The sequence below is a fragment of the Acidovorax facilis genome (genome assembly GCF_050626955.1).
In the GTDB taxonomy this organism is placed as follows: Bacteria; Pseudomonadota; Gammaproteobacteria; order Burkholderiales; family Burkholderiaceae_C; genus Acidovorax; species Acidovorax facilis.
The window spans coordinates 2,253,903-2,280,221 of record NZ_CP192460.1 but is presented as its reverse complement, the minus strand read 5'-3'; the positions used below and the strand labels follow the sequence as shown (position 1 = coordinate 2,280,221).

Annotated in this window: 23 protein-coding genes; 5 read left to right on the top strand and 18 right to left on the bottom strand. The window is 65.5% G+C overall.

The window, feature by feature from the left end; all coding sequences use genetic code 11:
• Positions 1–10: 10 nt before the first annotated feature.
• Complete coding sequence (locus ACQ4MJ_RS10250) at positions 11–1,027, top strand: zinc-dependent alcohol dehydrogenase family protein (RefSeq protein WP_431152780.1); 1,017 nt, start codon at positions 11–13, stop codon at positions 1,025–1,027.
• Positions 1,024–1,446: a nuclear transport factor 2 family protein gene (locus ACQ4MJ_RS10245; RefSeq protein ID WP_238385469.1), complete on the top strand. Its 423-nt coding sequence runs from the start codon at positions 1,024–1,026 to the stop codon at positions 1,444–1,446. The genes ACQ4MJ_RS10250 and ACQ4MJ_RS10245 overlap by 4 nt, the downstream gene beginning before the upstream one ends.
• Positions 1,447–1,610: 164 nt before the next feature.
• Here ACQ4MJ_RS10245 and ACQ4MJ_RS10240 read toward each other — a convergent pair whose 3' ends face one another.
• The 5 genes from ACQ4MJ_RS10240 to ACQ4MJ_RS10220 form a co-directional block, all read right to left on the bottom strand.
• Entirely contained in the window at positions 1,611–2,141 is a 531-nt protein-coding gene (locus ACQ4MJ_RS10240) for a hypothetical protein (protein WP_431153083.1), read from the bottom strand.
• Positions 2,142–2,269: 128 nt separating this feature from the next.
• The gene (locus tag ACQ4MJ_RS10235; RefSeq protein WP_431152781.1) at positions 2,270–2,947 is read right to left on the bottom strand and encodes a YkgJ family cysteine cluster protein; all 678 of its coding nucleotides are present in this window, start codon (positions 2,945–2,947) and stop codon (positions 2,270–2,272) included.
• Between the two features lie 35 nt (positions 2,948–2,982).
• A complete protein-coding gene (locus ACQ4MJ_RS10230; RefSeq protein ID WP_431152782.1) occupies positions 2,983–5,286 on the bottom strand; it encodes an ATP-dependent DNA helicase in 2,304 nt (767 codons plus the stop codon).
• Entirely contained in the window at positions 5,283–6,176 is an 894-nt protein-coding gene (locus ACQ4MJ_RS10225) for a hypothetical protein (protein ID WP_431152783.1), read from the bottom strand. The genes ACQ4MJ_RS10230 and ACQ4MJ_RS10225 overlap by 4 nt, the downstream gene beginning before the upstream one ends.
• A gap of 377 nt (positions 6,177–6,553) precedes the next feature.
• Positions 6,554–7,486 carry a LysR family transcriptional regulator gene (locus tag ACQ4MJ_RS10220; RefSeq protein ID WP_431152784.1) on the bottom strand — a complete coding sequence of 311 codons (933 nt, stop codon included), beginning with the start codon at positions 7,484–7,486 and terminating at the stop codon, positions 6,554–6,556.
• 83 nt (positions 7,487–7,569) lie between these two features.
• On the opposite strand from ACQ4MJ_RS10220, the gene ACQ4MJ_RS10215 reads away from it, so the two are divergent.
• Both ACQ4MJ_RS10215 and ACQ4MJ_RS10210 read left to right on the top strand, forming a co-directional pair.
• Positions 7,570–8,313 (top strand): sulfite exporter TauE/SafE family protein, encoded by a 744-nt coding sequence (locus ACQ4MJ_RS10215; protein WP_110958934.1) that lies wholly within the window; start codon positions 7,570–7,572, stop codon positions 8,311–8,313.
• A 6-nt stretch (positions 8,314–8,319) separates the two neighbouring features.
• A complete protein-coding gene (locus ACQ4MJ_RS10210) occupies positions 8,320–8,511 on the top strand; it encodes a hypothetical protein (RefSeq protein WP_110958933.1) in 192 nt (63 codons plus the stop codon).
• 208 nt (positions 8,512–8,719) lie between these two features.
• On the opposite strand, the gene dgoD is transcribed toward ACQ4MJ_RS10210, so the two are convergent.
• From dgoD to ACQ4MJ_RS10145, 13 genes are all read right to left on the bottom strand, one after another.
• Entirely contained in the window at positions 8,720–9,868 is a 1,149-nt protein-coding gene (gene dgoD / locus ACQ4MJ_RS10205; RefSeq protein ID WP_431152785.1) for a galactonate dehydratase, read from the bottom strand.
• A gap of 57 nt (positions 9,869–9,925) precedes the next feature.
• On the bottom strand, positions 9,926–10,585 hold the full coding sequence (locus ACQ4MJ_RS10200; RefSeq protein ID WP_015013808.1) for a 2-dehydro-3-deoxy-6-phosphogalactonate aldolase: 660 nt from the start codon (positions 10,583–10,585) through the stop codon (positions 9,926–9,928).
• The gene (locus ACQ4MJ_RS10195) at positions 10,582–11,631 is read right to left on the bottom strand and encodes a 2-dehydro-3-deoxygalactonokinase (RefSeq protein ID WP_431152786.1); all 1,050 of its coding nucleotides are present in this window, start codon (positions 11,629–11,631) and stop codon (positions 10,582–10,584) included. Before ACQ4MJ_RS10195 ends, ACQ4MJ_RS10200 begins: the two co-directional genes overlap by 4 nt.
• A gap of 11 nt (positions 11,632–11,642) precedes the next feature.
• A complete protein-coding gene (locus tag ACQ4MJ_RS10190) occupies positions 11,643–12,581 on the bottom strand; it encodes a dihydrodipicolinate synthase family protein (RefSeq protein WP_431152787.1) in 939 nt (312 codons plus the stop codon).
• Positions 12,582–12,693: 112 nt separating this feature from the next.
• Entirely contained in the window at positions 12,694–14,427 is a 1,734-nt protein-coding gene (locus ACQ4MJ_RS10185; protein ID WP_431152788.1) for an IlvD/Edd family dehydratase, read from the bottom strand.
• Positions 14,428–14,461: 34 nt separating this feature from the next.
• Positions 14,462–15,499, bottom strand: coding sequence for a galactofuranose ABC transporter, permease protein YjfF (gene yjfF, locus ACQ4MJ_RS10180; protein WP_431152789.1), 1,038 nt, complete (start codon positions 15,497–15,499; stop codon positions 14,462–14,464).
• Positions 15,496–16,542, bottom strand: a complete 1,047-nt coding sequence (locus ACQ4MJ_RS10175) for an ABC transporter permease (protein ID WP_431152790.1) — start codon at positions 16,540–16,542, stop codon at positions 15,496–15,498. The genes yjfF and ACQ4MJ_RS10175 overlap by 4 nt, the downstream gene beginning before the upstream one ends.
• The gene (locus ACQ4MJ_RS10170; protein ID WP_431152791.1) at positions 16,535–18,088 is read right to left on the bottom strand and encodes a sugar ABC transporter ATP-binding protein; all 1,554 of its coding nucleotides are present in this window, start codon (positions 18,086–18,088) and stop codon (positions 16,535–16,537) included. The genes ACQ4MJ_RS10175 and ACQ4MJ_RS10170 overlap by 8 nt, the downstream gene beginning before the upstream one ends.
• A complete protein-coding gene (mmsB, locus tag ACQ4MJ_RS10165) occupies positions 18,085–19,314 on the bottom strand; it encodes a multiple monosaccharide ABC transporter permease (protein ID WP_431152792.1) in 1,230 nt (409 codons plus the stop codon). Before mmsB ends, ACQ4MJ_RS10170 begins: the two co-directional genes overlap by 4 nt.
• 59 nt (positions 19,315–19,373) lie before the next feature.
• Positions 19,374–20,969, bottom strand: coding sequence for a multiple monosaccharide ABC transporter ATP-binding protein (gene mmsA, locus ACQ4MJ_RS10160; protein WP_431152793.1), 1,596 nt, complete (start codon positions 20,967–20,969; stop codon positions 19,374–19,376).
• 110 nt (positions 20,970–21,079) lie between these two features.
• Positions 21,080–22,150 (bottom strand): multiple monosaccharide ABC transporter substrate-binding protein, encoded by a 1,071-nt coding sequence (gene chvE / locus ACQ4MJ_RS10155; RefSeq protein ID WP_431152794.1) that lies wholly within the window; start codon positions 22,148–22,150, stop codon positions 21,080–21,082.
• 159 nt (positions 22,151–22,309) lie between these two features.
• A complete protein-coding gene (locus ACQ4MJ_RS10150; RefSeq protein ID WP_431152795.1) occupies positions 22,310–23,275 on the bottom strand; it encodes an ABC transporter substrate-binding protein in 966 nt (321 codons plus the stop codon).
• Positions 23,276–23,353: 78 nt separating this feature from the next.
• On the bottom strand, positions 23,354–24,805 hold the full coding sequence (locus ACQ4MJ_RS10145; protein ID WP_431152796.1) for an aldehyde dehydrogenase family protein: 1,452 nt from the start codon (positions 24,803–24,805) through the stop codon (positions 23,354–23,356).
• A 132-nt stretch (positions 24,806–24,937) separates the two neighbouring features.
• Here ACQ4MJ_RS10145 and ACQ4MJ_RS10140 point away from each other — a divergent pair, with 132 nt between their 5' ends.
• Positions 24,938–25,900: a LysR substrate-binding domain-containing protein gene (locus ACQ4MJ_RS10140; RefSeq protein WP_108497702.1), complete on the top strand. Its 963-nt coding sequence runs from the start codon at positions 24,938–24,940 to the stop codon at positions 25,898–25,900.
• Positions 25,901–26,319 lie beyond the last annotated feature (419 nt).

Genomic DNA, 26,319 nt, shown 5'->3' with positions numbered 1-26,319 from the left:
GGTAAACACCATGTCAACCTCTCCCACCTCCACCCCCACCATGCAGGCGCTGGTACTCGCATCCCATCATGGTGCACTGACCCCCACCTGGTTGCCCCGGCCGCAGCCCGATGCGGGCCAAGTGCTGGTGCGTATCCATGCCAGCGGCGTGAACCCGCTGGACACCAAGATCCGTGCGGGCGCGGCTGAGCATGCCCAGCAACCGCTCCCTGCCATTCTGGGCATGGACCTTGCCGGAGTGGTCGAGGAGGTCGGGCATGGCGTTTCACGCTTCCAAGTGGGTGACGAGGTGTACGGCTTCACGGGCGGCATTGGCGGTTTGCAAGGTAGCCTGGCGCAGTATGCCGCCGTCGATGCCAGACTGATTGCACGCAAGCCCGCCAATGTGACGATGCGCGAGGCAGCAGCCCTGCCGCTGGTTTTCATCACCGCCTGGGAGGGCTTGGTGGACCGCGCCAAGGTGGGCAGTGGACACAAGGTGCTGGTGCACGGCGGCGCCGGGGGTGTGGGCCATGTGGCGGTGCAGCTGGCCCGCGCGCGTGGTGCCGATGTGTTTGCCACGGGTACGGCGGCGCAGGCCGCTTACATTCGGTCCATCGGCGCCACGCCGATTGACTACGAAACGACCTCGGTAGAGGCGTATGTCAACGCGTTTACGGAGGGCAAGGGCTTCGACATCGTGTACGACACGGTCGGGGGCCCCGTGCTGGACGCGTCCTTCCTGGCCGTTCGCCGTTACTCCGGCCATGTGGTGACCTCTTTAGGCTGGGGCACCCACAAGCTGGCGCCCCTGTCGTTCCGGGGTGCCACCTTCTCGGGGGTGTTCACGCTGCTGCCCATCCTCACGGGGCAGTTCCGCGAGCACCATGGCGAGATCATGGAACAGGCCACCGCGCTTGCGGAAGCCGGACAGTTGAAGCCCTTGCTCGATCCCACCACATTCACGCTCGACACGGCAGACAAGGCACATGCCCTGCTAGCCGATGGCTGCGCCCGTGGCAAGGTGGTGGTGAGCGTGCTGGCATGAGCAAACTTCGTGCTGAAAGCGCCAGTTCGTCAGCCGGTATGGACAGCATGGAAAACAGGGGCCGTGGTGCGATGGGCCCAACCCATGAACACCTTCGCCAGGTGGCCGATGTCTTGATCACGGCCACCAACGCTTTTGATGTGGAGCGCGCGTTAAGCCTGTTCGTGCACGATGCGGTGATCGACGACCCATCCACCGGCCACCGCTTTGATGGCCATCCCGGAATACGCCGTTACATCGAACAGTATTTCGTTGGCTATCACACGGTGACCCGGTTCCTTTCGATGAAGCGGCTTGGACGCCGGCGGGCGGTGGTGAGGGTCGATTTCACGGGGGATTTCGGCCAAGAGATTGGCACGCTCGATATCACCGTGGATGCCAAGGGTTTGATTACCCGCATGGACGCAGATCTTGAATGATCTGACGGCTTTCTGGGCCGCGCGACTACCCACCAGGGCTTGTGTGTGACGCCAGACTGCTGGCGGCGGCTCTGGTGTGTGTCGATACAAAATTTCATCAAAAAAGCCTGCAGCGCTAGGCAATCAAGCGGAAAAAGCTATCAAAATGAGAGCGTTTTAGCGGCTCAACGCGGCAAACACCCCGCAAACCCCTTCGGCCCCGCCGCATTCACATCCGCCAGCGTCAGTGCCTCCAGCCGGTCGTTTTGCCCCGGTATCTTGGTCAGCCGCTGGCCGTTCTGCCAGCGCCATTGTTTGCCGTCAAAGCTGTAGATGAAGGTGTGGGTGCGGTTGGAGAGCAGGTGCGCCGGGGTCAGGGTGATGGACTGGGCGGCGGCTTCGGTGGTGGCGGTGGCCTGGGCCTCGTTGTCTTTGATGACAATCTTGCCCACGTAGGGGGTCACGGCTGATTCGGTGCGGGTGACCTCGGGCTGTACCAGGGCGGGGCTGTATCCGGTCTTGATCCATTCGCCGCTGCCCCCGGGGCGCACATGGGGCTCGCGCGCAGCAAGGGCCTGGGTGCACGCTGCTGCCAGCGCGTCAAAACCTGTCTGCGTGGGTCCGCTGGCTTCGGGCTTTTTGCACCCCAGCAGGGGCAGGGTCAGCGTAGCGGCCATCAGAAGGAGAGCAGAGCGCAGGGGCGAGGGCATGTTCATCAAGGCGATGGGGCGGTTGGGTGGAGGGCACGCGATGTGAAGGGGGAAAGCTCCCAGCCTCCTCTATCGACGGTGGGGCATTGTGTGCCGCTGCGCAGGGTGGGGCTTGATGGAAGTCAATTCGCCAGTCAATTCTGCGCGTCCGTCGGCATCAAGGCGGCTGCATCGCCCTGGTACCAGCGCGCCTGGGCGGCGGGGTCGTTCAGGGCGGCCAGCACGGCGGCGTTCAGCTCGTGGGCGCTGGCGGGCAGGGGCTGGTCGCGGTAGGCCAGGGCGGTGCCTGCCATCAGGGCCTCGGCATCGACCAGCAGGCGCAGGTTTTGCGGGATGGTGGCGGATTGTTCTGCACAGTGCGGGGCCGACAGCGAATGTGCCTTGCGGCAGGCGGCGGGGCGCACGGGGTAGATGCTGCAGCGCTCATCCACGAGAAAGCTGCAGGCCTGGCGTGCTGGGTTGGTGGGGTTGAGCGCGGCGGTGGCCACATGCCGCTGCAGAGCGCTGAGGGCATCGGCCAATGCCTCTGCGGGCTGGGCACGCAGGTGCTTGGCGATGTGGAAGACCTCGGGCTCGGTCGCTTCGACCCGCAGGTGGCAGCAGTGGGCGCAACCGGCCTGGCAGGCGGGCTGGGGGCCGGTGGCGCGGGCTTGCTCGGCCACGGTGTCCAGCCCCCGGTGCAGCTGCGCGATGAAAGCCACGGCGCCATCCGCACCATCTGCGCCCTGCGCCTGCCGCAGCGCCTGCGCTGCCCGCTGCCGCACGCGGGCGATGGAATGCAGGAAAGCGGAGCGCTCGTCGTCGGTCAGCATGGGCGGTTGGGGGGAAGGTGGCTGTGCCTCGCACCTTAGCGTGTTTGCCACCACGCGGGCAGCAAGCTGCGCACCTGGGTTTGTGCAAAGCGCTCGTCCATCAGGTGCACCACGCCTTCGTCACTGGGCGTTCGGATCACGCGGCCAGCGGCCTGTACGACCTTTTGCAGGCCGGGGTAGAGGTAGGTGTAGTCATAGCCCGCGCCAAACAGGGCCTGCATGCGCTCGCGGATTTGCTCGTTGACGGGGTTGATCTGCGGTAGGCCCAGCGTGGCCACAAACGCGCCAATGAGCCGCTGGCCCGGCAGGTCGATGCCCTCGGCAAACGCGCCGCCCAGCACCGCAAACGCAATGCCCTGGCTGGTGTGGGTGAAGCGGGCCAGAAACTCGCGCTGCTCGCCCTCCAGCATGCGGCGCGACTGGCACCAGTGCGGCACATCGGGGTGCTGCTGCGCAAACAGTGCGGCGGCCTGCTGCAGGTAGTCATAGCTGCTGAAGAACGCCAGGTAGTTGCCGGGCCGCGCACGAAACTGCTGCGCCATCAGCGCCGCAATGGGCGCCAGCGACGCAGCCCGGTGCGGGTAGCGCGTGGAAATGTGGCGCGCCACCTGCACTTGCAGTTGGTGCGCAGCAAAGGGCGATTCCACATCCACCCACACATGGTCCTCAGGTAGGCCCAGCAGGTCGGCGTAGTAGCGCGCGGGCTGCAGCGTGGCCGAGAACAAGGTGCTGGTGTGTGCCGCAGCAAGGCGGGGTTGCAGAAAGGGCGCGGGCACCACGTTGCGGATGCAAACCACGGAATCGCCGGGTTTGGAGGACTGCTGGTGGTGGGCGGCAGAAGCCTGGGTGATGTCCACCATCGAATGCGCATCGAGCAGGTCGGCCATGCGCTGCAGGTGCAGGGCGTCGAAGTAGAAGGTCTGCAGCGCGCCGTCTGGCTCCGTGGGGTGGTCGGTGAAGTGTTCGGTGAGCGTGGTGGTGCACTGCTGCAGCGCGGCCAGCAGCTTGTCGGGGAAGGTTTCGAGCACCGTGTATGGGGCCGGGTGCGCCTTGTCCAGCGCCACCCAGGCGCGGCGCACCTTGTCCAGCGCCTTCTTCACCGGCGCATGCTGCGCAGCGGTGTGGCTGCTGCGGGCCTGGGCCAAGGCGGCGGGGTGCAGCTCAGCCGTGAACATCTTGCGGCCGCGCTCCACCAGGTTGTGCGCCTCGTCCACCAGCAGCGCCGTGCGCCACTGGTTGGCCTGGGCCAGGCCGTGCAGCAGGCCGCCCAGGTCAAAGTAGTAGTTGTAGTCGCCCACCACCACGTCGGCCCAGCGGGCCAGCTCCTGGCTCAGGTAGTAGGGGCAGACATCGTGCTGCAGGGCTACCTCACGCACGCGGGCTTGTTGCAAAGCGGTGACGGTTTTTCCTTCGATGGTGGTGGCCACCGCAGCGGCGCGTGCAGCAGGCAGCCGGTCGTAAAAGCCCCGGGCCAGCGGGCAGGATTCGCCGTGGCAGGCCTTGTCCGGGTGTTCACAGGCCTTGTCGCGCGCCACCAGTTCCAGCACGCGCAGGGGCAGCGCCGGTGCGCTGTCGGCCAGGCGCGCCAGCGCATCCAGCGCCATCTGCCGCCCCGAGGTTTTGGCGGCCAGAAAGAACACCTTGTCGATGTGCTGCGCTGGCGCTGCCTTGAGCAGTGGGAACAGCGTGCCCATGGTCTTGCCAATGCCCGTGGGCGCCTGGGCCAGCAGGCAGCGGCCCGCCACTGCCGCCTTGTAAACGGCCTCGGCCAGCGGGCGCTGGCCGGTGCGAAAGCCGCCAAACGGAAAAGCCAACGTGGTCAATGCCGTATCGCGCGCGGCACGGTGGGCCCCCTGCTGTTCGGCCCAGGCAATGAAGCGCTGGCACTGGGCCTCGAAGTGCTGACGCAGGTCGTCGGCGTTGCAGCGTTCGGTGAACACCGTCTCTTGTTGCGTGCCCACGTCCAGGTAGACGAGTGCCACTTCGATGTTCGCCAGCTGCTCCTGCTCGCACAGCAGCCAGCCATACACCTTGGCCTGCGCCCAGTGCAGATGGCGGTGCGATGCGGGTTGGCGGTCCAGCCGCCCTTTGAAGGTCTTGACCTCGTCGATGCGCTGCTGCGCGGGGTCGTAGCCATCGGCCCGGCCGCGCACGCGCAGGCTTTGGTAACTGCCGCTCAGTGCCACCTCGGCGCGGTAGCCTGCACCCCGGCGCGACGCTGCCACCGCATGGCCCGCCATGCCCTCCAGCGCGGTGGGTGCGGGCGTAAAGCGCAGGTCCAGGTCGCCTTGCTTGGCGGTGAACTCGCACAGCTCGCGCACCGCCACGGTATAGGTCATGGCGGGGTGGTCGGGGTGTCAGTGGCGGGAGGAGCAGGCTCGCCCAAATGGGTCTGAGCCATGTCGTCATCGCTGCGCAGCGGCGTGGCCTTGCAAAGCGCCATCCACACCGAAAAGGGCAGGGTGCAGCGGTTGTGCCGCGCGGGGCGCAGCAGCTCAAAGCGCCCGTCCTCCACACTGCCATGTAGCACCCAGATGCCGAAGTGCTCGGGGATCTCTGCGGGCTCGGCAATGCCTGCCGGGAAGACGTAGTAACACTCCTCGCACAGCCACTGATAGGCCTGCCGCTTGGCGTCGTGCCGCAGGTCCGACAGCAGGTCGGCCCGGCTCGCCTTCACCTCGTGCACCATGGGCTGCAGGTAGGCGGGCACCGAGGTATTGCGCACCGAGAACAGATCGGGCCGGGCCATACGCCACACATTGGCAGCGGCGCGGGCAGCCGGGGCGTGGTCATCTTCGGCCCACAGCGGTGCCATGGCGGGCGCGGTGTTGGCGGGCGCATCGGCCGTGGCCGCAGGCAGCAGCACATCCCCCATCGGCACGGTGTCGATCACCGCGCGCAGTGACAGTTCGGTCCATACGATGCGCCCCGAAGCCAGCAACTGCGCTGCAAACTTCTGCCCCAGCCGGTCGTGCAGGCTCAGCGCCCGCACGCCACGCTGGCGGGCCTGCGCCAGCGTGCGGATGCCTTCATCGGTGAGGCGCAGGGTCTCGCAACCATCGGCCGCAATGTGCAGCCTGATGAGGCCCGCAGCCAGCAGGTCAATCTCCAGCCCATCCTTGCACGGCCACCCCGCCGAGCGCCAGACCTGCATCAGGCGCGTGCGGTGAAAGCGGGTGATCGGGGTGGAGGGCGGGGAGTCCGAAGTGGGGGAGGGCAGCGCCGTCATGGCGGGGTGGTTGGGCTGGCGTGGCACTGATTTTAATCACAGTATCTAGCAGGGGCTGCTTTTTGGATGATGGTAGAACAGGGTTGCAAAGGAGTTGGGGGTCTTATCGGCACCTGGCGCAATATGGGTGGGCGCTAGAAGCTATTGAAATGTGAGCATCCCCACGGTGACATTCCGGGGGAGAAGCAATGAGTCACCAGGGGCCTGAATGAGGACGCTCCTGCCCGCCATCGGGCTAACAACCGGAAGTTGTTGTCGCGTGGCCGTCTATGCCGCAGGAAAATTGGAAGCGGTTGCGGCCGGTCAGTGTTCTGACGCTGATAGCAGGCTACCGGGCAACAGCAATCCTTATCCCATACCCAGCCAACGTCCTCTGCTCACCGGCTCCCGGCCTGCGGTCGCGCTGTCAGCAGCGCATTGGCCAGTGCGCCAACACTGGGCAGGTCGCTGCCTGCCGGGGTCATGCAAACGAGCAGCTTTCTCCGAGACCAAGCATCAGATAGCCCTAGGATCCGGGTGCCGGACTTGGCAAAGCGCACAGCCGCGCTTTCGGACATCACCGCCACTCCCACGCCTTCGGCTACCAATTGCGCGACAGCGTCAAATCCGCCCAGACGCACCCGATGGCGCGGGACCCGGCCACTGCGACTGGCCTGGGCTGCCAGAAAGCGGCTGAGTCCACTCTCCCGTGCCAAACCCACAAAGGGATGCTCTAGCAATTCGCCATACGCCACGGAACGGCGGCGGCCCAAAGACCAGCGCTTTGGCAAGAGTGCCACCAGACGGTCATCGACCCATGGCTGCACAAGCAGCCCAGAGGTGTCCACGTAATCGGCGACGATGCCCAGGTCGGCGGTGCCACGGCGCAATGCCTCTACGACCGCCTCGCTCGAAAGCTCTTGCACGTCCACATCAAGATCAGGGGTCTTCACCAAGAATTGGCCAATCGTGCGCGGAAGGCTCTCGGACATGGCGGCTGTGTTGCACAGCAGCCGAATGGTCCCGCGCAATCCATGACCAAAGCTCGCCATCTCTACATGCAGCGATTCGAGCTCAGCCAGCACGCGGTTGGCATGGCGCAGCAGAGCGCGTCCCGCATCGGTGGGTATTGCGCCCGATTTGGACCGCTCCAACAACCGCGAACCGGTCGCGTCTTCAAGACCCTTGAGGCGAGCGCTGGCCGCAGCCAACGACAGATTCACGGACGAAGCAGCGGCAGTGATGGTTCCATGCTCCATCACGGCGGCAAAGAGGTGCAGGTCAAACGGATCAACGCGGTAGTCCGTGGTGCGGCGCTTAGGGGTACTCATGACCGCCATCCTACGGAATACGCGAAGGATCTGTTCACTGCAATCCGATGGACAGCACTTGGGCCATGCACACACCATAGGGCATGGACATATTGCAGCTCTTGATGGTGGTCGTTGTGTTCGTTCTGGCCGGTGGTGTGAAGGGCGTCACCGGCATGGGGCTGCCTACAGTGGCCGTGAGCTTGCTCGGGCTATGGATGCCCCCTGTGCAAGCCGCCGCACTGTTGGTCATACCCTCGCTGGCAACCAATATCGCGCAATGCCGTGGCCCTCAGCTGCGCTCACTGGTATCCCGGCTGTGGCCCGGTTGGCTGGCAATCGCGATCGTGACTCTGAGCGCGCCCGGTCTGGGGGACACCGTTTCCGCACAAACGACCAAGGGCTGGCTGGGCGGGATTCTCATGGCCTATGGCATCTGGGGCTTGTGGCGACCTCAGCTGCCCGATCTTTCACTCACCAGCAAATGGCTCAGCCTGCCGACAGGCGCGGCCACCGGGTTCGTGACGGCACTCACGGCCGTCTTCGTATTGCCCTGGGTTCCCTACTTGCAGACGCTGCGGCTGGGCAAGGACGAGATGGTGCAAGCGCTGGGCCTTTCATTCACCGTGGCCACTCTGTCGCTCGCCGTGAAAGTGCAGATGTCAGCCCCTTTGGGGTTGATCTCGTCGTCTTTTGCTATTGCAGTCGGTGGAGCATTGATCGGCGCATTTTGCGGGCTCAAGCTTGGTGAGCTGCTACGTAGCCGCCTTGTCGGCCCCGTCTTCCAGAAGGCACTTTTTATGGTGTTCCTCGGATTGGGTGCTGCCAATCTGATCCAGGCACACTGACACAGTATGAGCGGACAAAAGGAGTTGCTTGAGGCTGCAGCCTTGTTAGAGCGGGCTTACCGGCTGGCACACGTGTTGCAAGGCGAAGGTTTGCTTGAAATCGGAAGCAGACAGTTTGTTGCAGACGAGCTTGTCGAGGTGCTTGATGAAGCTCGTGTGGCGCTTTTTGCAGCCTGTGATTTGCCCAAACCGCTCTGACTTTCTCTGAGCTGACAGAGTCATCCCCGTACCAGCAAGCGTTCGAAAGATGAAACCGCGCGACTGCTCCTGGCCTATTAATCTGGCGCAATCCATTCATGAGCCCCGTTCGAGCCGAGGCTGCCGAAGCCCTGGGCAAGCTGAGGTACAGCGCCATCGATACTCTGGAGTAAACCGCGCCGCATCAATAACAAGGCGCCCAACCCCCTCACCACTCCGCAAAACTCCCATCCCGATGCCGCCACACCGGGTTCCTCCACCGGTGCCCCTCCTGCGCCCGCTCGCGCACATAGTCTTCGTTCACCTCAATCCCTAGCCCCGGCCCGGTGGGGATTGCCACCATGCCATCCTTGTATGCAAACACCTCGGGGTTGGACACATAGTCCATCAGGTCGTTGGCCTGGTTGTAGTGGATGCCCAAGCTTTGCTCCTGGATGAAGGCGTTGTAGCAAACCGCGTCCAGCTGCAGGTTGGCGGCCAGGGCAATGGGGCCCAGCGGGCAGTGCAGGGCCAGGGCCACGTCGTAGGCCTCGGCCATGCTGGCGATCTTGCGGGTCTCGGTGATGCCGCCTGCGTGCGACGGGTCGGGCTGGATGATGTCCGCATAGCCCCCTTGCAGCACGCGCTTGAAGTCCCAGCGCGAGTACAGGCGCTCGCCCAGGGCGATGGGGGTGGACGAGATGCGGGCGATCTCCTTCAGCGCCTCTTCGTGTTCGCTCAGCACGGGCTCTTCGATGAACATGAGCTTGTAGGGCTCCAGCTCCTTGACCAGCACCTTGGCCATGGGCCGGTGCACACGACCGTGGAAGTCCACGCCAATCCCCACATTCGGCCCCACGGCCTCGCGCACGGCGGCCACGTTCTGCAGGCAGCGCTCCACCTTGTCGTAGCTGTCCACGTACTGCACTTCTTCGGTGCCGTTCATCTTCACGGCCGTGAAGCCGCGCGCCACGGCGGCCTGGGCAGCGGCGGCTGTCTCGCTGGGGCGGTCTCCGCCGATCCAGCTGTAGACCTTGATGTGGCTGCGCACATTGCCCCCCAGCAGCTCGGACACGGGCACGCCCAGCGCCTTGCCCTTGATGTCCCAGAGCGCCTGGTCGATGCCCGCCAGTGCGCTCATGTGCACGCCGCCGCCCCGGTAGAAGCCGCCCCGGTACAGCACGGTCCAATGGTCTTCGATGTGGCGCGGGTCTTTGCCAATGAGGTAGTCGGCCAGTTCATCGACGGCAGCGGCCACGGTGTGCGCGCGGCCTTCCAGCACAGGCTCGCCCCAGCCGGTGATGCCTTCGTCGGTTTCGATTTTGAGGAAGCACCAGCGCGGCGGGACGATGAACGTGGTGAGTCGGGTGATCTTCATGGGAGCTGGGCAGTCGGTTCAGAAATGCTGGGTTGTCTGGAGCGAGTAGGGGGCGGTTCAGGCCGTGGCGGGCGCGGTTCCAAAGGATGCCCGCCACGCCCGCGCAAACGCTGCAGCCTTGTGCGCGACTTCGGGAGCCTGGTCGCCGGGCCGGTACAGGGCCGAGCCCAGGCCAAAGCCGCTGGCGCCTGCTGCCGCATAGGGGGCAATGCTCTCGGGCACGATGCCGCCCACGGGCACCAGCGCCATGGGCGGCGTGATGACGGCGCGCCAGGCCTTGAGCACATGGGGCGGCAGCGCCTCGGCCGGGAACAGCTTGAGCATGTTGGCGCCCGCTGCCAGCGCGGCATAGGCCTCGGTCAGCGTGGCCACGCCGGGCGCGCAGGCCATGCCAGCGGCGCGTGCGGCGCGGATCACGTCGGGGTCGCTGTGGGGCATGACGATGATCTGCCCGCCCGCTGCGGCCACATCGGCCACGGCCTCGATGGAGAGCACGGTGCCTGCACCCACGAGGCAGTCGGCGGGCAGTGCATCGCGCAGCGCGCGGATGCTGGCCAGCGGCTCGGGCGAGTTGAGCGGCACTTCGATGATGCGAAACCCCGCGTCGTACAGAGCGTGGCCGATGGCCACCACCTCGTGCGGCTGCACGCCGCGCAGGATGGCGATGAGTCCGCAGCGCTGCAGGATGTGGAACAGGGCTTTGTCGATGGGGTTCATGCAGCCAGACTCCCGGCGGTGAAGGGGTGTGAGGAGGAGGGGGCTGGCGCAACGACCAGCCCTGCCGCCAGCGCGATCTGCCACAGCCCGATGGCCGTGGCTTGCGTGGCGATGGTGGGGGCGGCAAAGCCGTAGGTCTGCAGCGCGATGGCGTAGCGGCGGCACAGGTCGGGCTCGCCGCAGAGCACCAGCGTTGGTGGTGTTGTTGGGGTTTGACCCTGCACGCGGCTCAGACTGGCCACCTCGTACCCGATCAGCAGGCCCGAGAGGTAGTCCGCTTGCGCGGTAGGCGCCAGCGCGCCGGTCAGCCCCAGCGTGCGGGTGCTGAAGATGTGCGAGAGCAGTCCCAGCGCGGCATCGCTGCCCCGCGCCACTTCCAGACCGCGCGCAAAGGCGTCGTTGTCGGGTGCAGCTGCGGCCTGCATGGTCTTGCCCAGAATCGTGTGGCCGCGCAGTGCGGCAAACACCTCGCCGGTCATGAAGGTGTTGAACTGTTCGATGCGGCCCCGGCGTGCCAGCACCCATTTGCTGTGGGTGCCGGGCAGGCCGATGAGCACGGGCGCATCCGCAGGCAGCGAAAGGCCCGCCAGCACGCCCAGCACCTGTGTTTCTTCGCCGCGCATCACGTTGGGCAGCGCGCCCTGCTGCAACAGGCCCGGCACGATGTGCAGTGGCGGGCCGTCGCGCCGCTCCACCAGCGTCAGGCCCCGCGCCAGTGCATCGAGCGAGGTGGGCGTCGGCAGGTACTTGGCCTCGCGCCAGCCCTGGGCGCTGCCCACCATGCCGCAGGCCAGCAGAGGCAGGCCGGGTGTGGCGGCCAGCCAGTCGCCGCAGGTGTCTTGCAGTGCGCGTTCAAACGCGGCGCCGGACTCGCCGTCTGCCACGCTCGCGGTGGTGGGGGGCAGGTTCATGATGCCCCAGGGGCGGTGCCGCGTCTCCAGCACCTCGCTATGCGCGCCCATGCGGAAGGCGCGCAATGCGCTGGTGCCCCAGTCCAGGGCAATCAGGCCCGCCTCGGCGGGCACGAGAAAACGTGCAGGCACCATGGGTGTCCTGCTTAACGCGCCCAGCGCAGCACCAGCGGGTCCAGCCGCCGCGCGATGTCGATCAGGCCGCGCCGCACCTCGGGGTGCATGGCCGGGAATGGGTGGCGGCCTGCCTCGCAGGCGATCACGCCGCCTTCCTTCATCAGTGCCTTGGCCGTGAGGATGCCGCCCTGGCGGTTTTCGTGGTTGATGAGGGGCAACCAGCGCTGGTAGAGCGCAAACGCCTGGTCCATGTCACCCTGGCGGTGGGCTTCGATGATGGGGCGAATGCCGTCAGGGAACGCGCCGCCCGTCATCGCGCCCGTGGCGCCCGCATCCAGGTCGGCCAGCAGGGTGATGGCTTCTTCGCCGTCCCACGGGCCTTCGATGGCGGCGCCGCCCAGGCGGATCAGCTCGCGCAGCTTGCTGGCGGCGCCGGGCACTTCGATCTTGAAGTAGGCCAGGTGCTCGATCTCCTGCGCCATGCGGGCGAGGAACGGGGCCGACAGCACGGTGCCGCTGGCGGGCGCGTCCTGCACCATGATCGGGATGCGGATGGCATCCGACACGCGGGCATAGAACTCGTAGATCTGCGCCTCGGGCACGCGGAAGGTGGCACCGTGGTAGGGCGGCATGACCATCACCATGGCGGCGCCCATGTCCTGCGCGGCGCGGCTGCGTTCGGCGCACACGCGGGTGCCGTAGTGGGTGGTGGTGACGATGACCGGCACGCGGCCCGCCACGTGCTCCAGCGATGTGCGGGTGAGGACTTCGCGCTCGGCGTCCGATAGCGAGAACTGCTCGGAGAAGTTGGCTAGGATGCAAACGCCATCCACACCCGCATCGATCATGAAGTCGAGGCAGCGCTTCTGGCTGTCGAGGTCGAGCGTGCCGTCTTCGTGGAAGGTGGTGGGCACCACGGGGAAGATGCCTCGGTAGCGAGGGTTCTGGAGGGAATGGGGGGCAGGCATGGCGGGTATGGGCAAGAATTTGAGTTGAATATGCCTCTAGCGCTAGTTGAATAAGCGCTGGTGGCTATGGAATTTGTAGCGTTTGACTGCGGCGAGCGTCTCAGAGTGCGCATCAATGCGAGTGGCGGGGCACAGCGGCCCCCCGGCAGCCGACCAAGAAGTCAAAGTCGCAGCCATCGTCGGCCTGCAGTACGTGGTCCACATACAGCCGCTGGTAGCCGCCGCGTCCGCCGTTGTCCGTGCCAGCCAATGCGGCCAGGCGTGCTGCTAGTTCCTCGTCGCTGATGTCCAGATGCAGGCGGCCGTTCTCGCAGTCCAGCTCAATGAAGTCGCCATCGCGCACGGCAGCCAGCGGGCCACCGGCTGCCGCCTCGGGCGCCACGTGCAGCACCACGGTGCCGTAGGCGGTGCCGCTCATGCGGGCGTCGGAGATGCGCACCATGTCCTTCACGCCCTGGCGCAGCAGCTTCGGGGGCAGGCCCATGTTGCCCACCTCGGCCATGCCGGGGTAGCCCTTGGGGCCGCAGTTCTTGAGCACCATCACGCAGCTGGCGTCGATGTCCAGGTTTTCATCGACGATGCGCTCCTTGTAGTGCTCCAGGTTCTCGAACACCACGGCGCGGCCCCGGTGCTTGAGCAGTTCGGGCGAGGCGGCGGAGGGCTTGAGCACCGCGCCACGCGGCGCCAGGTTGCCGCGCAGGATGCAGATGCCGCCGTCGGCAATCAGCGGGTTGCTGATCGGGCGGATCACCTCGTCGTTGTATTGGGGCGCTTCGCGCACGTTGTCCCACAGGCTCTTGCCGTTGACGGTGAGGGCGTTGGGGTGGGGCAGCAGGCCGTTCTCGCCCAGGCGGCGCAGCACGGCGGGCAGGCCGCCCGCGTAGTAGAACTCTTCCATCAGGAAGCGGCCCGAGGGCTGCAGGTCCACCAGCGTGGGCGTGCCACGGCCGATGCGCGTCCAGTCCTCCAGGTCCAGCTGCACGCCCATGCGGCCCGCGATGGCTTTCAAATGAATGACAGCGTTGGTCGAACCGCCAATCGCTGCGTTGGTGCGGATAGCGTTCTCGAAGGCTTCGCGCGTGAGAATTTTGGAGAGCGTGAGCCCTTCGTGCGCCATCTCCACAATGCGCTTGCCCGACATATGGGCCAGCACATAGCGGCGCGCATCCACCGCCGGGATGGCTGCGTTGTGTGGCAGCGAAGTGCCCAGCGACTCGGCCATGCAGGCCATGGTGCTGGCCGTGCCCATGGTGTTGCAGGTGCCGGCGGAGCGGGACATGCCGGCCTCGGCCGCGAAGAACTGGTGCTCGTTGATCTCGCCGGCTTTCAGTGACTCGTGCAGGCGCCACACGGCCGTGCCCGAGCCGATGTCCTTGCCGTCGAGCTTGCCGTTGAGCATGGGCCCGCCCGTGACCACGATGGCCGGCACGTCGCAACTGGCTGCGCCCATCAGCAGCGCAGGCGTGGTCTTGTCGCAGCCCACCAGCAGCACGACCGCGTCGATGGGGTTGCCGCGAATGGCCTCTTCCACGTCCATGCTGGCCAGGTTGCGCGTGAGCATGGCCGTGGGGCGCAGGTTGGATTCGCCGTTGGAGAACACCGGGAATTCGACGGGGAAGCCACCCGCCTCGTAGATGCCGCGCTTCACATGCTCGGCGATCTTGCGAAAGTGGGCGTTGCACGGGGTCAGCTCGGACCAGGTGTTGCAGATGCCGATCACGGGGCGGCCGTCGAACGCGTGGTCGGGGATGCCCTGGTTCTTCATCCAGCTGCGGTACATAAAGCCGTTCTTGTCGGCCGTGCCGAACCATTCGGCGGAGCGGAGTTTGCGCTTGGGGGTGGTCATGGTGGGGTGCGAGAGAAAGAGGAGAAATGAAGAGTCAACGGGCCTTGCCCGAGCGGCGCGAAAGCAGCCGCTGCAGCAGACAGAAAGCGAACAGCAGCACACCAACGACGATGCGTGTCCACCAGGAGCTGAGCGTGCCGTCGAAGGAAATCAGGGTCTGGATGATTCCGAGCATGAGCACGCCAAACAGCGTGCCCGCCACATAGCCCACGCCGCCCGTGAGCAGCGTGCCGCCAATGACCACGGCGGCAATTGCGTCCAGTTCCATGCCCACGGCATGCAGGCCGTAGCCCGACAGCATGTAGAACGTGAACACCACGCCCGCCAGCGCCGAGCAAAAGCCCGAGAGCGTGTACACACCGATCAGCGTGCGGCGCACCGGCAGGCCCATGAGCACGGCCGAGTGCTCGCTGCCGCCCACCGCATACACGCTGCGGCCAAACGGCGTGCAATGCGCCACAAACAGGGCCACCAGCAGCACGGCGATGGCGATGAGCGCGCCCAGCGAGAGCGATGCGCCTTCCCACAGCGGAAGTCGCCACTGGGCCAGCTCCGAATAGCCCTCGTGCGTGATGCTGATCGAGTCGATGCTGATCAGGTAGCACAGCCCCCGCGCCAGGAACATGCCTGCCAGCGTGACGATGAAGGGCTGCAGCCGAAAGCGCTCGATGAGGAAACCCATGAACGCGCCAAATGCCGTGCCCATCAGCAGCACCAGCGGGATGGCGACCATGGGATTCCAGCCCCGGTGCTCGACCAGCGCGGCCAGCACCATGGTGGTTAGTGCCACCACCGAGCCCACCGAGAGGTCGATGCCGCCCGACAGGATCACGAACGTCATGCCCACCGCCACGATGATGAGGAAGGCGTTGTCGATCAGCAGGTTGAGGAAAACCTGGGCCGAGAAGAAGCCGGTGTACAGCACCGAACCCAGCGTGGCCATGGCCACGAACAGCGAGATGGTGGCTGCCAGCGGCAGGTACTTGGGGTTGAACCGCGCGCGCGCGGCGGTGGCCTGTGGGACAGGGTGGTTCACGGTGCCGAAGCCTGCGGTCTTGGGTACGGCGCTCATGGCAAAGCTCCCGCGCCGGGGCGGCGTGCCAGGGCGCCCACTTGCGCCCGGAACTCGGGCGACTGCAGCAGCATCACGATGAACACCACCACGGCCTTCACCACCAGGTTGATCTCGGGCGGCACGCCCAGCGAATAGATGGCGTAGGTCAGCGTCTGGATGATGAGTGCGCCAATCACGCTGCCCACCAGGCTGAAGCGGCCGCCCGTGAGGGCGGTGCCACCCAGCGTGACGGCCAGGATGGCGTCCAGCTCCAGCAGCTGCCCAGCGTTGTTGCCATCCGCGCTCTTCACGTTGGAGCTGATCAGCAGCCCCGCAATGCCCGCGCACACGCCGCAGAACACATAGGCCGCCACGATAAGCCGCCCCGCCTGCACACCCGCCACCCGCGCCGCCGTGGGGTTGATGCCCACTGCCTGGATGAACAGGCCCAGCGCCGTGCGCGTGATAGCCAGGTACAGCACTGCAAAGACCACAGCCACCACAAACAGCGAGAACGGCAGCCCTGCCAGGTACCCGCCGCCCATGAAGAAGTAGGGCGTGTAGTAGATGGTGATGATCTGCCCGTCGGTGATGAGCTGGGCAATGCCCCGGCCTGCCACCATGAGGATCAGCGTGGCAATGATGGGCTGCATGCCCACCTTGGCGACCAGCACGCCGTTCCACAGCCCACACAGCAGCGCCACGCCAATGGCGCCCAGGATGGCGACTGGGAGCGGAAACCGGCTTTCGGTGCCTGATACCGAGCCGCCGATCAGCCACGCTGCCACGGCCGCTGCAATGGCCACCGTCGCACCCACCGAAATATCGATGCCGCGCGTCGCAATCACCAGCGTCATGCCCAGCGACACCAGCACTAGTGGCGCGGCGCGGTTCAGGATGTCGATGAGGCTGCCGTACAGGTGCCCGTCGCGCCATTCAATGTGTAGGAAGCTGCTGTTGAACACCGTGTTCACGATGAGCAGCAGTGCCAGCGTGATCAGGGGCCAGGCCAGGCGGTGGCGCAGCAGCACCACCAAAAGGGAAGGGGAACGTTCAAGCATGTTCGGCAGCAATCAGGTCGTAAACGGCGTCTTCGCTGCTGCCCGCAGGCAGCTCACCCACCTTGTGGCGGTCGCGGAGCACCACGATGCGGTGCGCCACGCGCACCACCTCGCTCATTTCGGAAGAGATGAACAGCACGGCCATGCCGGCCTGGGCCAGGCGCAGGATCTGGTCCATGATTTCCTGCTTGGCGGCCACGTCGATGCCGCGCGTGGGTTCGTCCAGGATGAGCAGGCGCGGCTCGATGGCCATCCAGCGGGCGAGGATCGCCTTTTGCTGGTTACCGCCCGAGAGCAGGCCGATGGGCTTGTCCACACTCTCGGTCTTGATGCCCAGCAGCTTCACATAGCGCTCGGACAGCGCCGTTTGTTCGGCGCGCGAGAGAAATTTGCCCACGCCCATGCGGGCCTGCAGCGCCAGCGCAATGTTCTCGCGCACCGAGAGTTCGGCCACGATGCCGTCGGTCTTCCGCTCCTCGGGGCACAGGGCCAGGCCATGGCGGATCGCGTCCTTGGGGTTGGCAAACTTCACCACCTGCCCGTCGATGCGCAGCGCGCCCCGGTCGGGCTGCTCCAGGCCGAACAGCAGGCGCGCCAGCTCGGTGCGGCCCGAGCCCAGCAAGCCCGCCAGGCCTACCACCTCGCCAGCGCGGATCTGCAGGTCCAGCGGCTGCAGTTGCGTGTCTTGCCCCAGGCCCTCGGTTTGCAGCAGCGTGGCTTGACGGCTGTCCACGGTGGGCGCTGGTGCGGGTTGCTCCGACGCCGCGGCCAGGTCGCGGCCCAGCATGGCGGCGATCAGCGCTTGTGACCCCAGGTCTTTGGCCAGCCACTCGCCGACCCAGCTGCCGTTGCGCAGCACGGTGATGCGGTCGGACACGGCATACACCTGGTTCAGGAAATGCGTCACAAAGACGATGGACAGCCCCTCGCTGCGCAGGCGCCGCAGCACCTCGAAGAGCTTTTGCACTTCGTCGTCGTCCAGGCTGGAGGTGGGCTCATCCAGGATCAGCACGCGCGATTCGATGCTGAGCGCCCGGGCAATCGCCACCAGCTGCTGCACGGCCACGGGGTAGTCCGACAGCAGGCGCGTCACGTCGATCTGTAGGCCGATGCGCGCCACCAGATCGCGGGCGCGCTGGTGCAGCGTGGCCCAGTCGATGCGAAAGCCCTGCGCGATGCCGCAGCGCGGGTAGCGGCCCGCAAAGATGTTCTCGGCCACCGAGAGGTTGGGGCAGAGGTTGACCTCCTGGTACACCGTGCTGATGCCCAGGCGCTGCGCGGCCAGCGGCGAGTCAGGCCACACGGCTTCATTGCCCAGCCGCATCTGGCCGCCGCTGGCTTCCAGCACGCCCGTCAGCACCTTGATCAGCGTGGACTTGCCCGCACCGTTTTGCCCCATCAGCGCATGGATCTCGCCAGGGTAGAGGTTGAGCTGCACGTCGCGCAGCACGGGGATGCCCGCAAACTGTTTGTGGATGCCCGAAAGCTGCAGCACAGGCGAGGCAGCGGGGGCGTGAACGGTGGATGCGTCCATGGAAACCGTCATGCCTTGTTCTTGTTGTAGACATCCACGAGCACGGCGGCCAGCAGCACGACGCCCTTGATGACCTGCTGGTAGTCGATGCCGATGCCCAGGATGGACATGCCGTTGTTCATCACGCCCATCACAAAGGCGCCGATGACCGCGCCCATCACCTTGCCCACGCCGCCCGATGCCGATGCGCCGCCGATGAAGCAGGCTGCAATCACGTCCAGCTCAAAACCCAGGCCCGCCTTGGGCGTGGCGGTGTTGAGCCGCGCCGCAAACACCAGCCCGGCCAGGGCTGCCAGCACGCCCATGTTGATGAAGGCATACAGCGTGAGCCGCTCGGTCTTGATGCCAGAGAGCTTGGCCGCCTTCTCATTGCCGCCCATGGCGTAGATGCGGCGGCCGATGGTCGTGCGGCTGGTAACAAAGTCGAACAGCACGATCAGCAGCGCCATCACGATGAGTACGTTGGGCAGGCCCTTGTATGAGGCCAGGAGGTAGCTGAAGTACACCAGCAGCCCGCCAAAAACGATGGTGCGGGCGATGAACAGACCCGCAGGCTCTGTCTGCACGCCGTGGCGCAGCCGGTTGGCGCGCTGGCGCAGGCCGCCCACGGCCAGGGCCGCTGCCACGGCCGCGCCCAGCAGCAGCGAGGTCAGGCGCAGCCCCTCCACACTGAACAGGTCGGGGATAAAACCCGAGCTGAGCATCTGGAACGCCGAGGGGAACGGCCCCACCGACTGACCAGCCAGCAGCGCCAGCGCCAGGCCCTTGAACACCAGCATGCCCGCCAACGTGACGATGAACGAGGGGATGCGCGAGAAGGCCACAAACCCGCCTTGAATGGCGCCGATGAGGCCGCCGCACAGCAGGCACACCAGCGTGGCGGGCACAAAGTGCCAGTTGTATTCGACCATCAGCACCGCTGCCAGTGCGCCGATGAAGCCACACACCGACCCCACCGACAGGTCGATGTGCCCGGCCACGATGACCAGCAGCATGCCCAGCGCCATGATGACGATATAGCTGTTCTGCAGCACCAGGTTGGTCAGGTTCAAGGGCTGCATCAGCGTGCCCTCGGTCATGTACTGGAAAAAGGCCATGATGGCCACCAGCGTGATCAACATGCCGTATTCGCGCAGGTTGTGCTGCAGGTGCTGCAGCAGCGACTTGTCGTGACGCGCCGCAGTTGTCGGGTTGCCGTCGGCCAGCGTGCTGGCGGGGGGATGGGTGGTCTGGCTCATTTCGGTCATCAGTTCAATGCGTTGTGCGGTTCATCAGGCGCTGAAGAGGGGCGCTGCAGCTACGCGCGGCCGCCGTGCAAGGGCCGCCCCGTCGCACGGGCGGCGTCCCCCTTGGGGGGGATGGCGCGAAGCGCCTCAGAGGGGGCACTCACGATGGCTCGCATGATTCGTTCTTGGGATGCTTCGGCCGTCGGCATCTCGGCCACAAAGCGGCCTTCGTTCATCACATAGATGCGGTCCGTGATGCCCAGCAGCTCGGGCATTTCGGAGGAGATCACGATCACGCATTTGCCCTCGGCCGCCAGCTGGGCGATGAGGGTGTAGATCTCGTACTTGGCGCCCACGTCGATGCCGCGCGTGGGCTCGTCGAGGATGAGCACTTCGGGGCTGGTGAACAGCCATTTGCTCAGCACCACTTTTTGCTGGTTGCCGCCCGATAGGTTCAGCGTCTTCTGGTCCACGCCCGAGCAGCGGATGCGCAGCTTCTCGCGGTAGTCCTGTGCCACGCGGTGTTCCTGACCGCTGTCGATCACGCTGGCGAACGACACGCCCGGCAGGTTGGCCAGCGAGGTGTTGAACTGGATGTCTTCGTTCAGCACCAGGCCATTGCCCTTTCGGTCTTCGGTCACATAGGCCAGTCCGTGGCGCACGGCCTTTTCCACCGTGCTCACGTCGATGGGCTGGCCGTGCAGCCGCACTTCGCCGCTGATGCGCTGGCCCCACGAGCGGCCGAAGATGCTCATGGCCAGCTCGGTGCGGCCTGCGCCCATCAGGCCCGCAATGCCCACAATCTCGCCGCGCCGCACATTCAGGTCGATGCCCTTGAGGTGCTCGCGGTCGCTGCGCTGCGGGTGGTGGGCGCGCCAGTTGCGCACCTCAAAAACAATGTCGCCCACTTGTGGCTGGCGCTGGGGGTAGCGGTCGCTCATCTCGCGGCCCACCATGGCCTGGATCACGCGGTCTTCGCTCACCGGGCCTTCGCGGCAGTCCAGCATCTGCACGGTGCTGCCATCGCGCAGCACGGTGATGGCATCGGCCACGCGTGAAATTTCGTTGAGCTTGTGCGAGATCAGGATGCAGGTGATGCCCTGGGCTTTCAGCTCCAGCAGCAGGTCCAGCAGGGCCTGGCTGTCGTTTTCGTTCAGGCTGGCGGTGGGCTCGTCCAGGATCAGCAGGCGCACCTTGCGCGACAGCGCCTTGGCAATTTCCACCAGCTGCTGCTTGCCCACACCCAGCTGGCCCACCGGTGTGTCAGGCGACTCGCGCAGGCCCACCTTGTGCAGCAGCGCCTGTGCGCGGCTGTGTGCGGCCATCCAGTCAATGACGCCGTGCCGCGCGGTTTCGTTGCCAAGGAAGATGTTCTCGGCAATCGACAGCAGCGGCACCAGCGCCAGCTCCTGGTGAATGATGATGATGCCCAGGTGCTCGCTGTCGCGGATGCCCGCAAACTCGCGCTCCTGCCCGTCGAACAGGATCTGGCCGCTGTAGCTGCCGTGTGGGTACACACCCGACAGCACCTTCATCAGCGTGGATTTGCCCGCCCCGTTTTCGCCGACGATGGCATGGATCTCCCCGGCCTGCACCTGCAGGTTGACCTGGTTCAGCGCCACCACGCCAGGGAAGGTTTTGCGGATGTTCCGCATTTCAAGAAGCATGGTCTCTCAATCTGTTGGTGGGGCCTCTGGCCCCATCCCGGTTGCAGGCCGCCTGCGCTGCCCCAGAGGCATTCGCAGGCGGCGGCTTTAGATGCAGAAGCCGCTTGCGCTCACTTGATCTGAGACTCTTTGTAGTAGCCACTGCCGACCAGCACCGTGTTCCAGTTGGATACGTCCACCGACACCGGCTTGAGCAGGTACGAGGGCACCACCTTCACGCCGTTGTTGTAGGTCTTGGTGTCGTTGATCTCGGGCTGCTTGCCTGTCAGCACGGCGTCCACCATGTTGGCGGCCACCTTGGCCAGCTCGCGGGTGTCCTTGAACACGGTGGAAGACTGTTCGCCCTTGAGGATGGACTTGATGGAAGGCACCTCAGCGTCCTGGCCGCTGACCACGGGGCAGGGCTGCTGGGCGGTGCAGTAGCCCACGCCCTTGAGGGAGGACAGGATGCCGATGGAGATGCCGTCATAGGGCGAGAGCACCGCATGCACCTTGTCCTTGCCATAGTAGGCCGACAGCAGGTTGTCCATGCGCGCCTGGGCCACCGAGCCATCCCAGCGCAGCGTGCCCACCTTGTTCATACCGGTCTGCTTGCTGCGCACCAGCAGCTTGCCGCTGTCGATGTAGGGTTGCAGCACGCTCATGGCGCCGTCGTAGAAAAAGAAGGCGTTGTTGTCGTCGGGCGAGCCGCCGAACAGTTCAATGTTGAACGGGCCCTTGCCTTGCTTTAGGCCCAGCTTGTCCACGATGGACGTAGCCTGCAGCACGCCCACCTGGAAGTTGTCGAACGTGGCGTAGTAGTCCACGTTCTTCGATCCCTTGATGAGGCGGTCGTACGCAATGACCTTCACGCCCTTGTCGGCCGCACTTTGCAGCACGCGCGACAGCGTGGTGCCGTCAATCGACGCGATTACCAGCACCTTGGCGCCCTTGGTGATCATGTTCTCGATCTGCGCGAGCTGGTTGGGGATGTCGTCTTCGGCGTACTGCAGGTCGGTCTTGTAGCCCCGGTCCTTGAGGACCTTGACCATGTTGTCGCCATCGGCAATCCAGCGCGCCGAGGACTTGGTGGGCATCGAGATGCCGATGGTGCCCTTGTCCTGGGCCGATGCCACGGACGTGGCGCCCATGGCAGCCAAGGCCACGGTGGCCAACACGGCCTTGAAAATTGCACGCTTCATTTGAGTCTGTCTCCTGGTGTTGTTCTAAATTTAGGTAGCTTGGAGGCCGTATGAAACTGGCGCGATCTAGTACCAGTGCCACCGCGCAAGAGCCGCCCCGCCGCGCTGGTGGCGTCCCCCTTGGGGGAAGACGCCGCAGGCGGCTCAGGGGGCAATGGATCAATACTTCCTGTTCGGGAATTCCTTGGCCGCCACTTCCATCGGGAAGATCCCTTCTTCCGTCACGATGCGCTTGGGTACCGCTTTGCCAGCCTTGATGTCTTTGACTGCGGCCATGAGTTGCGGGCCCAGCAGGGGGCTGCATTCCACGCTCACGTTGAGCTTGCCGGCGATCATGGCTTCGAAGGCGCCCTTCACTGCGTCGATGGAGATGATCACGATGTCCTTGGCAGGCTTCATGCCGGCCTCTTCGATGGCCTGGATGGCGCCAATCGCCATGTCGTCGTTGTGCGCGTACAGCACATTGATCTTCTTGCCCTCGGCTTTCAGGAAGGCCTCCATCACTTCCTTGCCCTTGGCGCGGGTGAAGTCGCCGGTCTGGCTGCGGATGATCTTGAACTTGGGGTCGGCCTTGATGACTTCTTCAAAGCCCTTCTTGCGGTCGATGGCAGGGGCCGAGCCCACGGTGCCTTGCAGCTCGACGATGTTGACCTCGCCCTTCTGGTCCTTCATCTTCTCCACCAGCCAGCGGCCGGCCTTGCGGCCTTCTTCCACAAAGTCCGAGCCCATGAAGGTCACGTACAGCGACGTGTCCTTGGTGTTCACCGCGCGGTCGGTCAGCACCACGGGGATCTTGGCGGCCTTGGCCTCGCGCAGCACGGGCTCCCAGCCCGACTCCACCACGGGCGAGAATGCAATCACATCCACCTTCTGCGCGATGAACGAGCGGATGGCCTTGATCTGGTTCTCCTGCTTCTGCTGCGCGTCAGAGAACTTCAACTCGATGCCGGCCTCCTTGGCGGCCGACTTGATGGACTCGGTGTTGGCGGTGCGCCATTCGCTCTCGGCCCCCACCTGGCTGAAGCCCAGCACGAGGGGCTTTTGCGCCCAGGCGGCGCCGGGCAGCAAGGCGGCCACGGGCACGCTGGCCAAGGCGGCTGCAACGGTGCGGCGGTTCATTTTCATCATCTTGTCTCCTGTCTGTAATGGTTGGTTGACGATGGTTGCGGGATGGAAAGAGAAACGAAAAGGGAGCCTGGTGACTTAGGCCAGCATGTAGCCCGTCTTGACCGTGGTGTAGAACTCGGCGGCGTAGCGCCCCTGCTCGCGGGCGCCGTAGCTGGATTCCTTGCGGCCACCAAAAGGCACATGGAAGTCCACCCCCGCCGTGGGCAGGTTCACCATGGTCATGCCCACGGCGGCGTGGCGCTTGAAGTGCATGGCGCGTTTGAGCGACGTGGTGCAGATGCCCGCGCACAGGCCAAAGGGCGTGTCGTTGGCCAAGGTCAGCGCATGTTCATAGTCATCGGCCCGCAGCACGCAGGCCACGGGGCCAAAGATTTCCTCGCGCGCCACGCGGTGCTCCGGGCGGGCCAGGAAGAGGGCGGGGCTCATGTAATGGCCTGGGGTGGGGCGCTCCAGGCGCTCGCCACCCCAGACATGCTCCGCTCCCTCATTGCGCGCAATGTCGATGTAGTCCAGGTTCTGTGCCAGCTGGTTGTCGTCCACCACCGGGCCCATCTCGGTGCCGCGCTCCAGCGCGTGACCCACCTTCAGGCTGGCCAGCCGGTTGCGCAGGCGCGCCACAAAGGCGTCGTGCACCTCGGCCTCGACGATGAGACGGCTCGATGCGGTGCAGCGTTGACCGGTGGAGAAATACGAGCCCTGCAGCGCGCAGTCCACCGCCTGGTCCAGGTCGGCGTCGGCCAGCACGATGAGCGGGTTCTTGCCGCCCATCTCCAGCTGCACCTTGGCGCGCCGTGCTGAGGCCGCGCGCAGGATGCGGTCGCCCGTGGCGACTGACCCGGTAAAGCTCAGCGCGTTGACCAGCGGGTGGTCCACCAGCGTCTGGCCCACCTCGCGGCCACTGCCCATGACGAGGTTGAAGGCACCGGCGGGCAGGCCGCTGCGGCTGATGATTTCGGCCAGCGCCCAGCCACAGGCGGGCACCAGCTCGGCGGGCTTGAACACCACGGTGTTGCCGTAGGCCAGCGCCGGGGCGATCTTCCAGGCCGGGATGGCGAAGGGGAAGTTCCACGGCGCGATGATGCCCACCACGCCCACAGGTTCGCGGGTTACGTCCACCTGCACGCCCTGGCGTACAGAGGCCAGCAGCTCGCCCTGGATGCGCAGCGCCTCGCCCGCAAAAAACTTGAAGATCTGCCCGCTGCGCGCCACTTCGGCGATGCCTTCGGGCAGGGTCTTGCCTTCTTCGCGGGCCAGCAGTGCGCCCAGCTCGTCCTTGCGTGCCAGCAGCTCGCTGCCAATCATGTCCAGCACGTCGGCGCGGCGTTGGGGGGTGCTCTGGCTCCAGGTGGGCAGGGCGTCGGCCGCCGCGCGCACGGCCAGCTCGGTCTGGTTGCGGTCGGCGCGGGCGTATTCGGCCACCACCTCGCGGGTGTCCGACGGGTTGGTGCTGATGCCGGTGGTGGTGCCGATTTCCCACCGGCCGTTGATCAGGTGCCGGGGGCTGAGCTGGAGGTCGCCGAGCTTCATGGAGAGAGGCCTTTGTTGCAGTTGCGGCGAAGTCTATGGAAGGTTTGGATATCAATCCAATCGTTTTTTAGACAAAATACATATCGTTCTTTGCATTCTGGAAAACCCCTCCCTTTTCCCGTCCTCCCATTCATGAGCACCTACAACCACTGGTTCATCCGCGCCCGCCTCAAGACGCGCCAACTGCTGCTGCTGGTGGCCCTGGCCGAAGAGGGCAACATCCACCGCGCCGCCCAAGTGCTCAGCATGACGCAGCCGGCCGCCTCCAAGCTGCTCAAGGACCTGGAGGATGTGCTGGAGGTGTCGCTGTTTGACCGCCTGCCACGCGGCATGCGCCCCACTTGGTACGGCGAAACCATGATCCGCCACGCCCGCATGGCCCTGGCCAACCTGAACCAGGCGCATGACGAGATCGGCGCGCTCAAGCGCGGGCACTATGGCCAGGTGGGCATCGGCGCCATCACCTCACCGGGCCTGAGCCTGTTGCCCGCCGCCGTGGCGCTGGTCAAGCAGGAGCATCCCAGCCTGCGCATCTCGCTCGACATTGAAACTAGCCCGGTGCTGCTGGAGCGGCTGGAGCAGGGCAAGCTCGACATCGTGGTGGGCCGCCTGTACGAGGAGCACGACAAGGAGAATCTGCGTTATGAGTCGCTGACGGAGGAGCTGGTCTGCGCCATGACACGCCCGGGCCACCCGTTGTCGAGCATGACCGGGTTGACGCTGCGCGATGTGGTGTCGGCCAGCTGGATCGTGCCGCCAGCGGGCAGCGTGCTGCGGCACCGGTTTGACCTGATGTTCCAGCAGGACGGGCTTGCGCCGCCGCTGCACACGGTGGAGACATCGGCCCTGCTGTTCATCACGCGCATGCTGCAGCAGAGCGACATGATTGCGGTGGTGGCGGAGGATGTGGCGCGCTATTACGCGGCGCATGGGATCGTGACGGTGTTGCCGCTGGCGATGCCGTGCCATATGGATGCGTTCGGAATCATTACGCGGTCGGACCGGCTGTTGTCGCCGGCGGCGAAGGTGATGATGAAGGCGTTGAAGCAGACGAGTCTGGTGCAGTATGGGAGGCGGTTGGAGGTGGGGGATTGATTTTTTGGATGAAATTGGCTGCTAGCGCTTGTGAGGTAAGCGCTGGCAGCTATTGTTTTTGTAGTTTTAGGCCTCCTGTCCGTTCGGGCTGAGCCTGTCGAAGCCGGGGCGTGCTGTTTTGGGAGGCATGCTTGGGTTGAGGGCGGAGGCCGGGAGTCGCCCGGCGTGCGAGTAACTTTCTTTCGCGTCGCCGAAAGAAAGTCACCAAAGAAAGGGCGACCCTGCTGTCTGCGACCCCTTCGCTGCGCTACGGGGCAACCTGGGGTGCTCGGTCACGGGGTGCACCGCAGAACTCGCTGCGCGCCTGCGGCGCTCCGCTCGGACAACTGCGGTGAGTCAGTTCACGAAGCATGCGCGCTCCGACGCGCATGCCACCCCGCGCCCTGCGCGCCCCAGGCGCATCCAGAAGGGAACCCGCG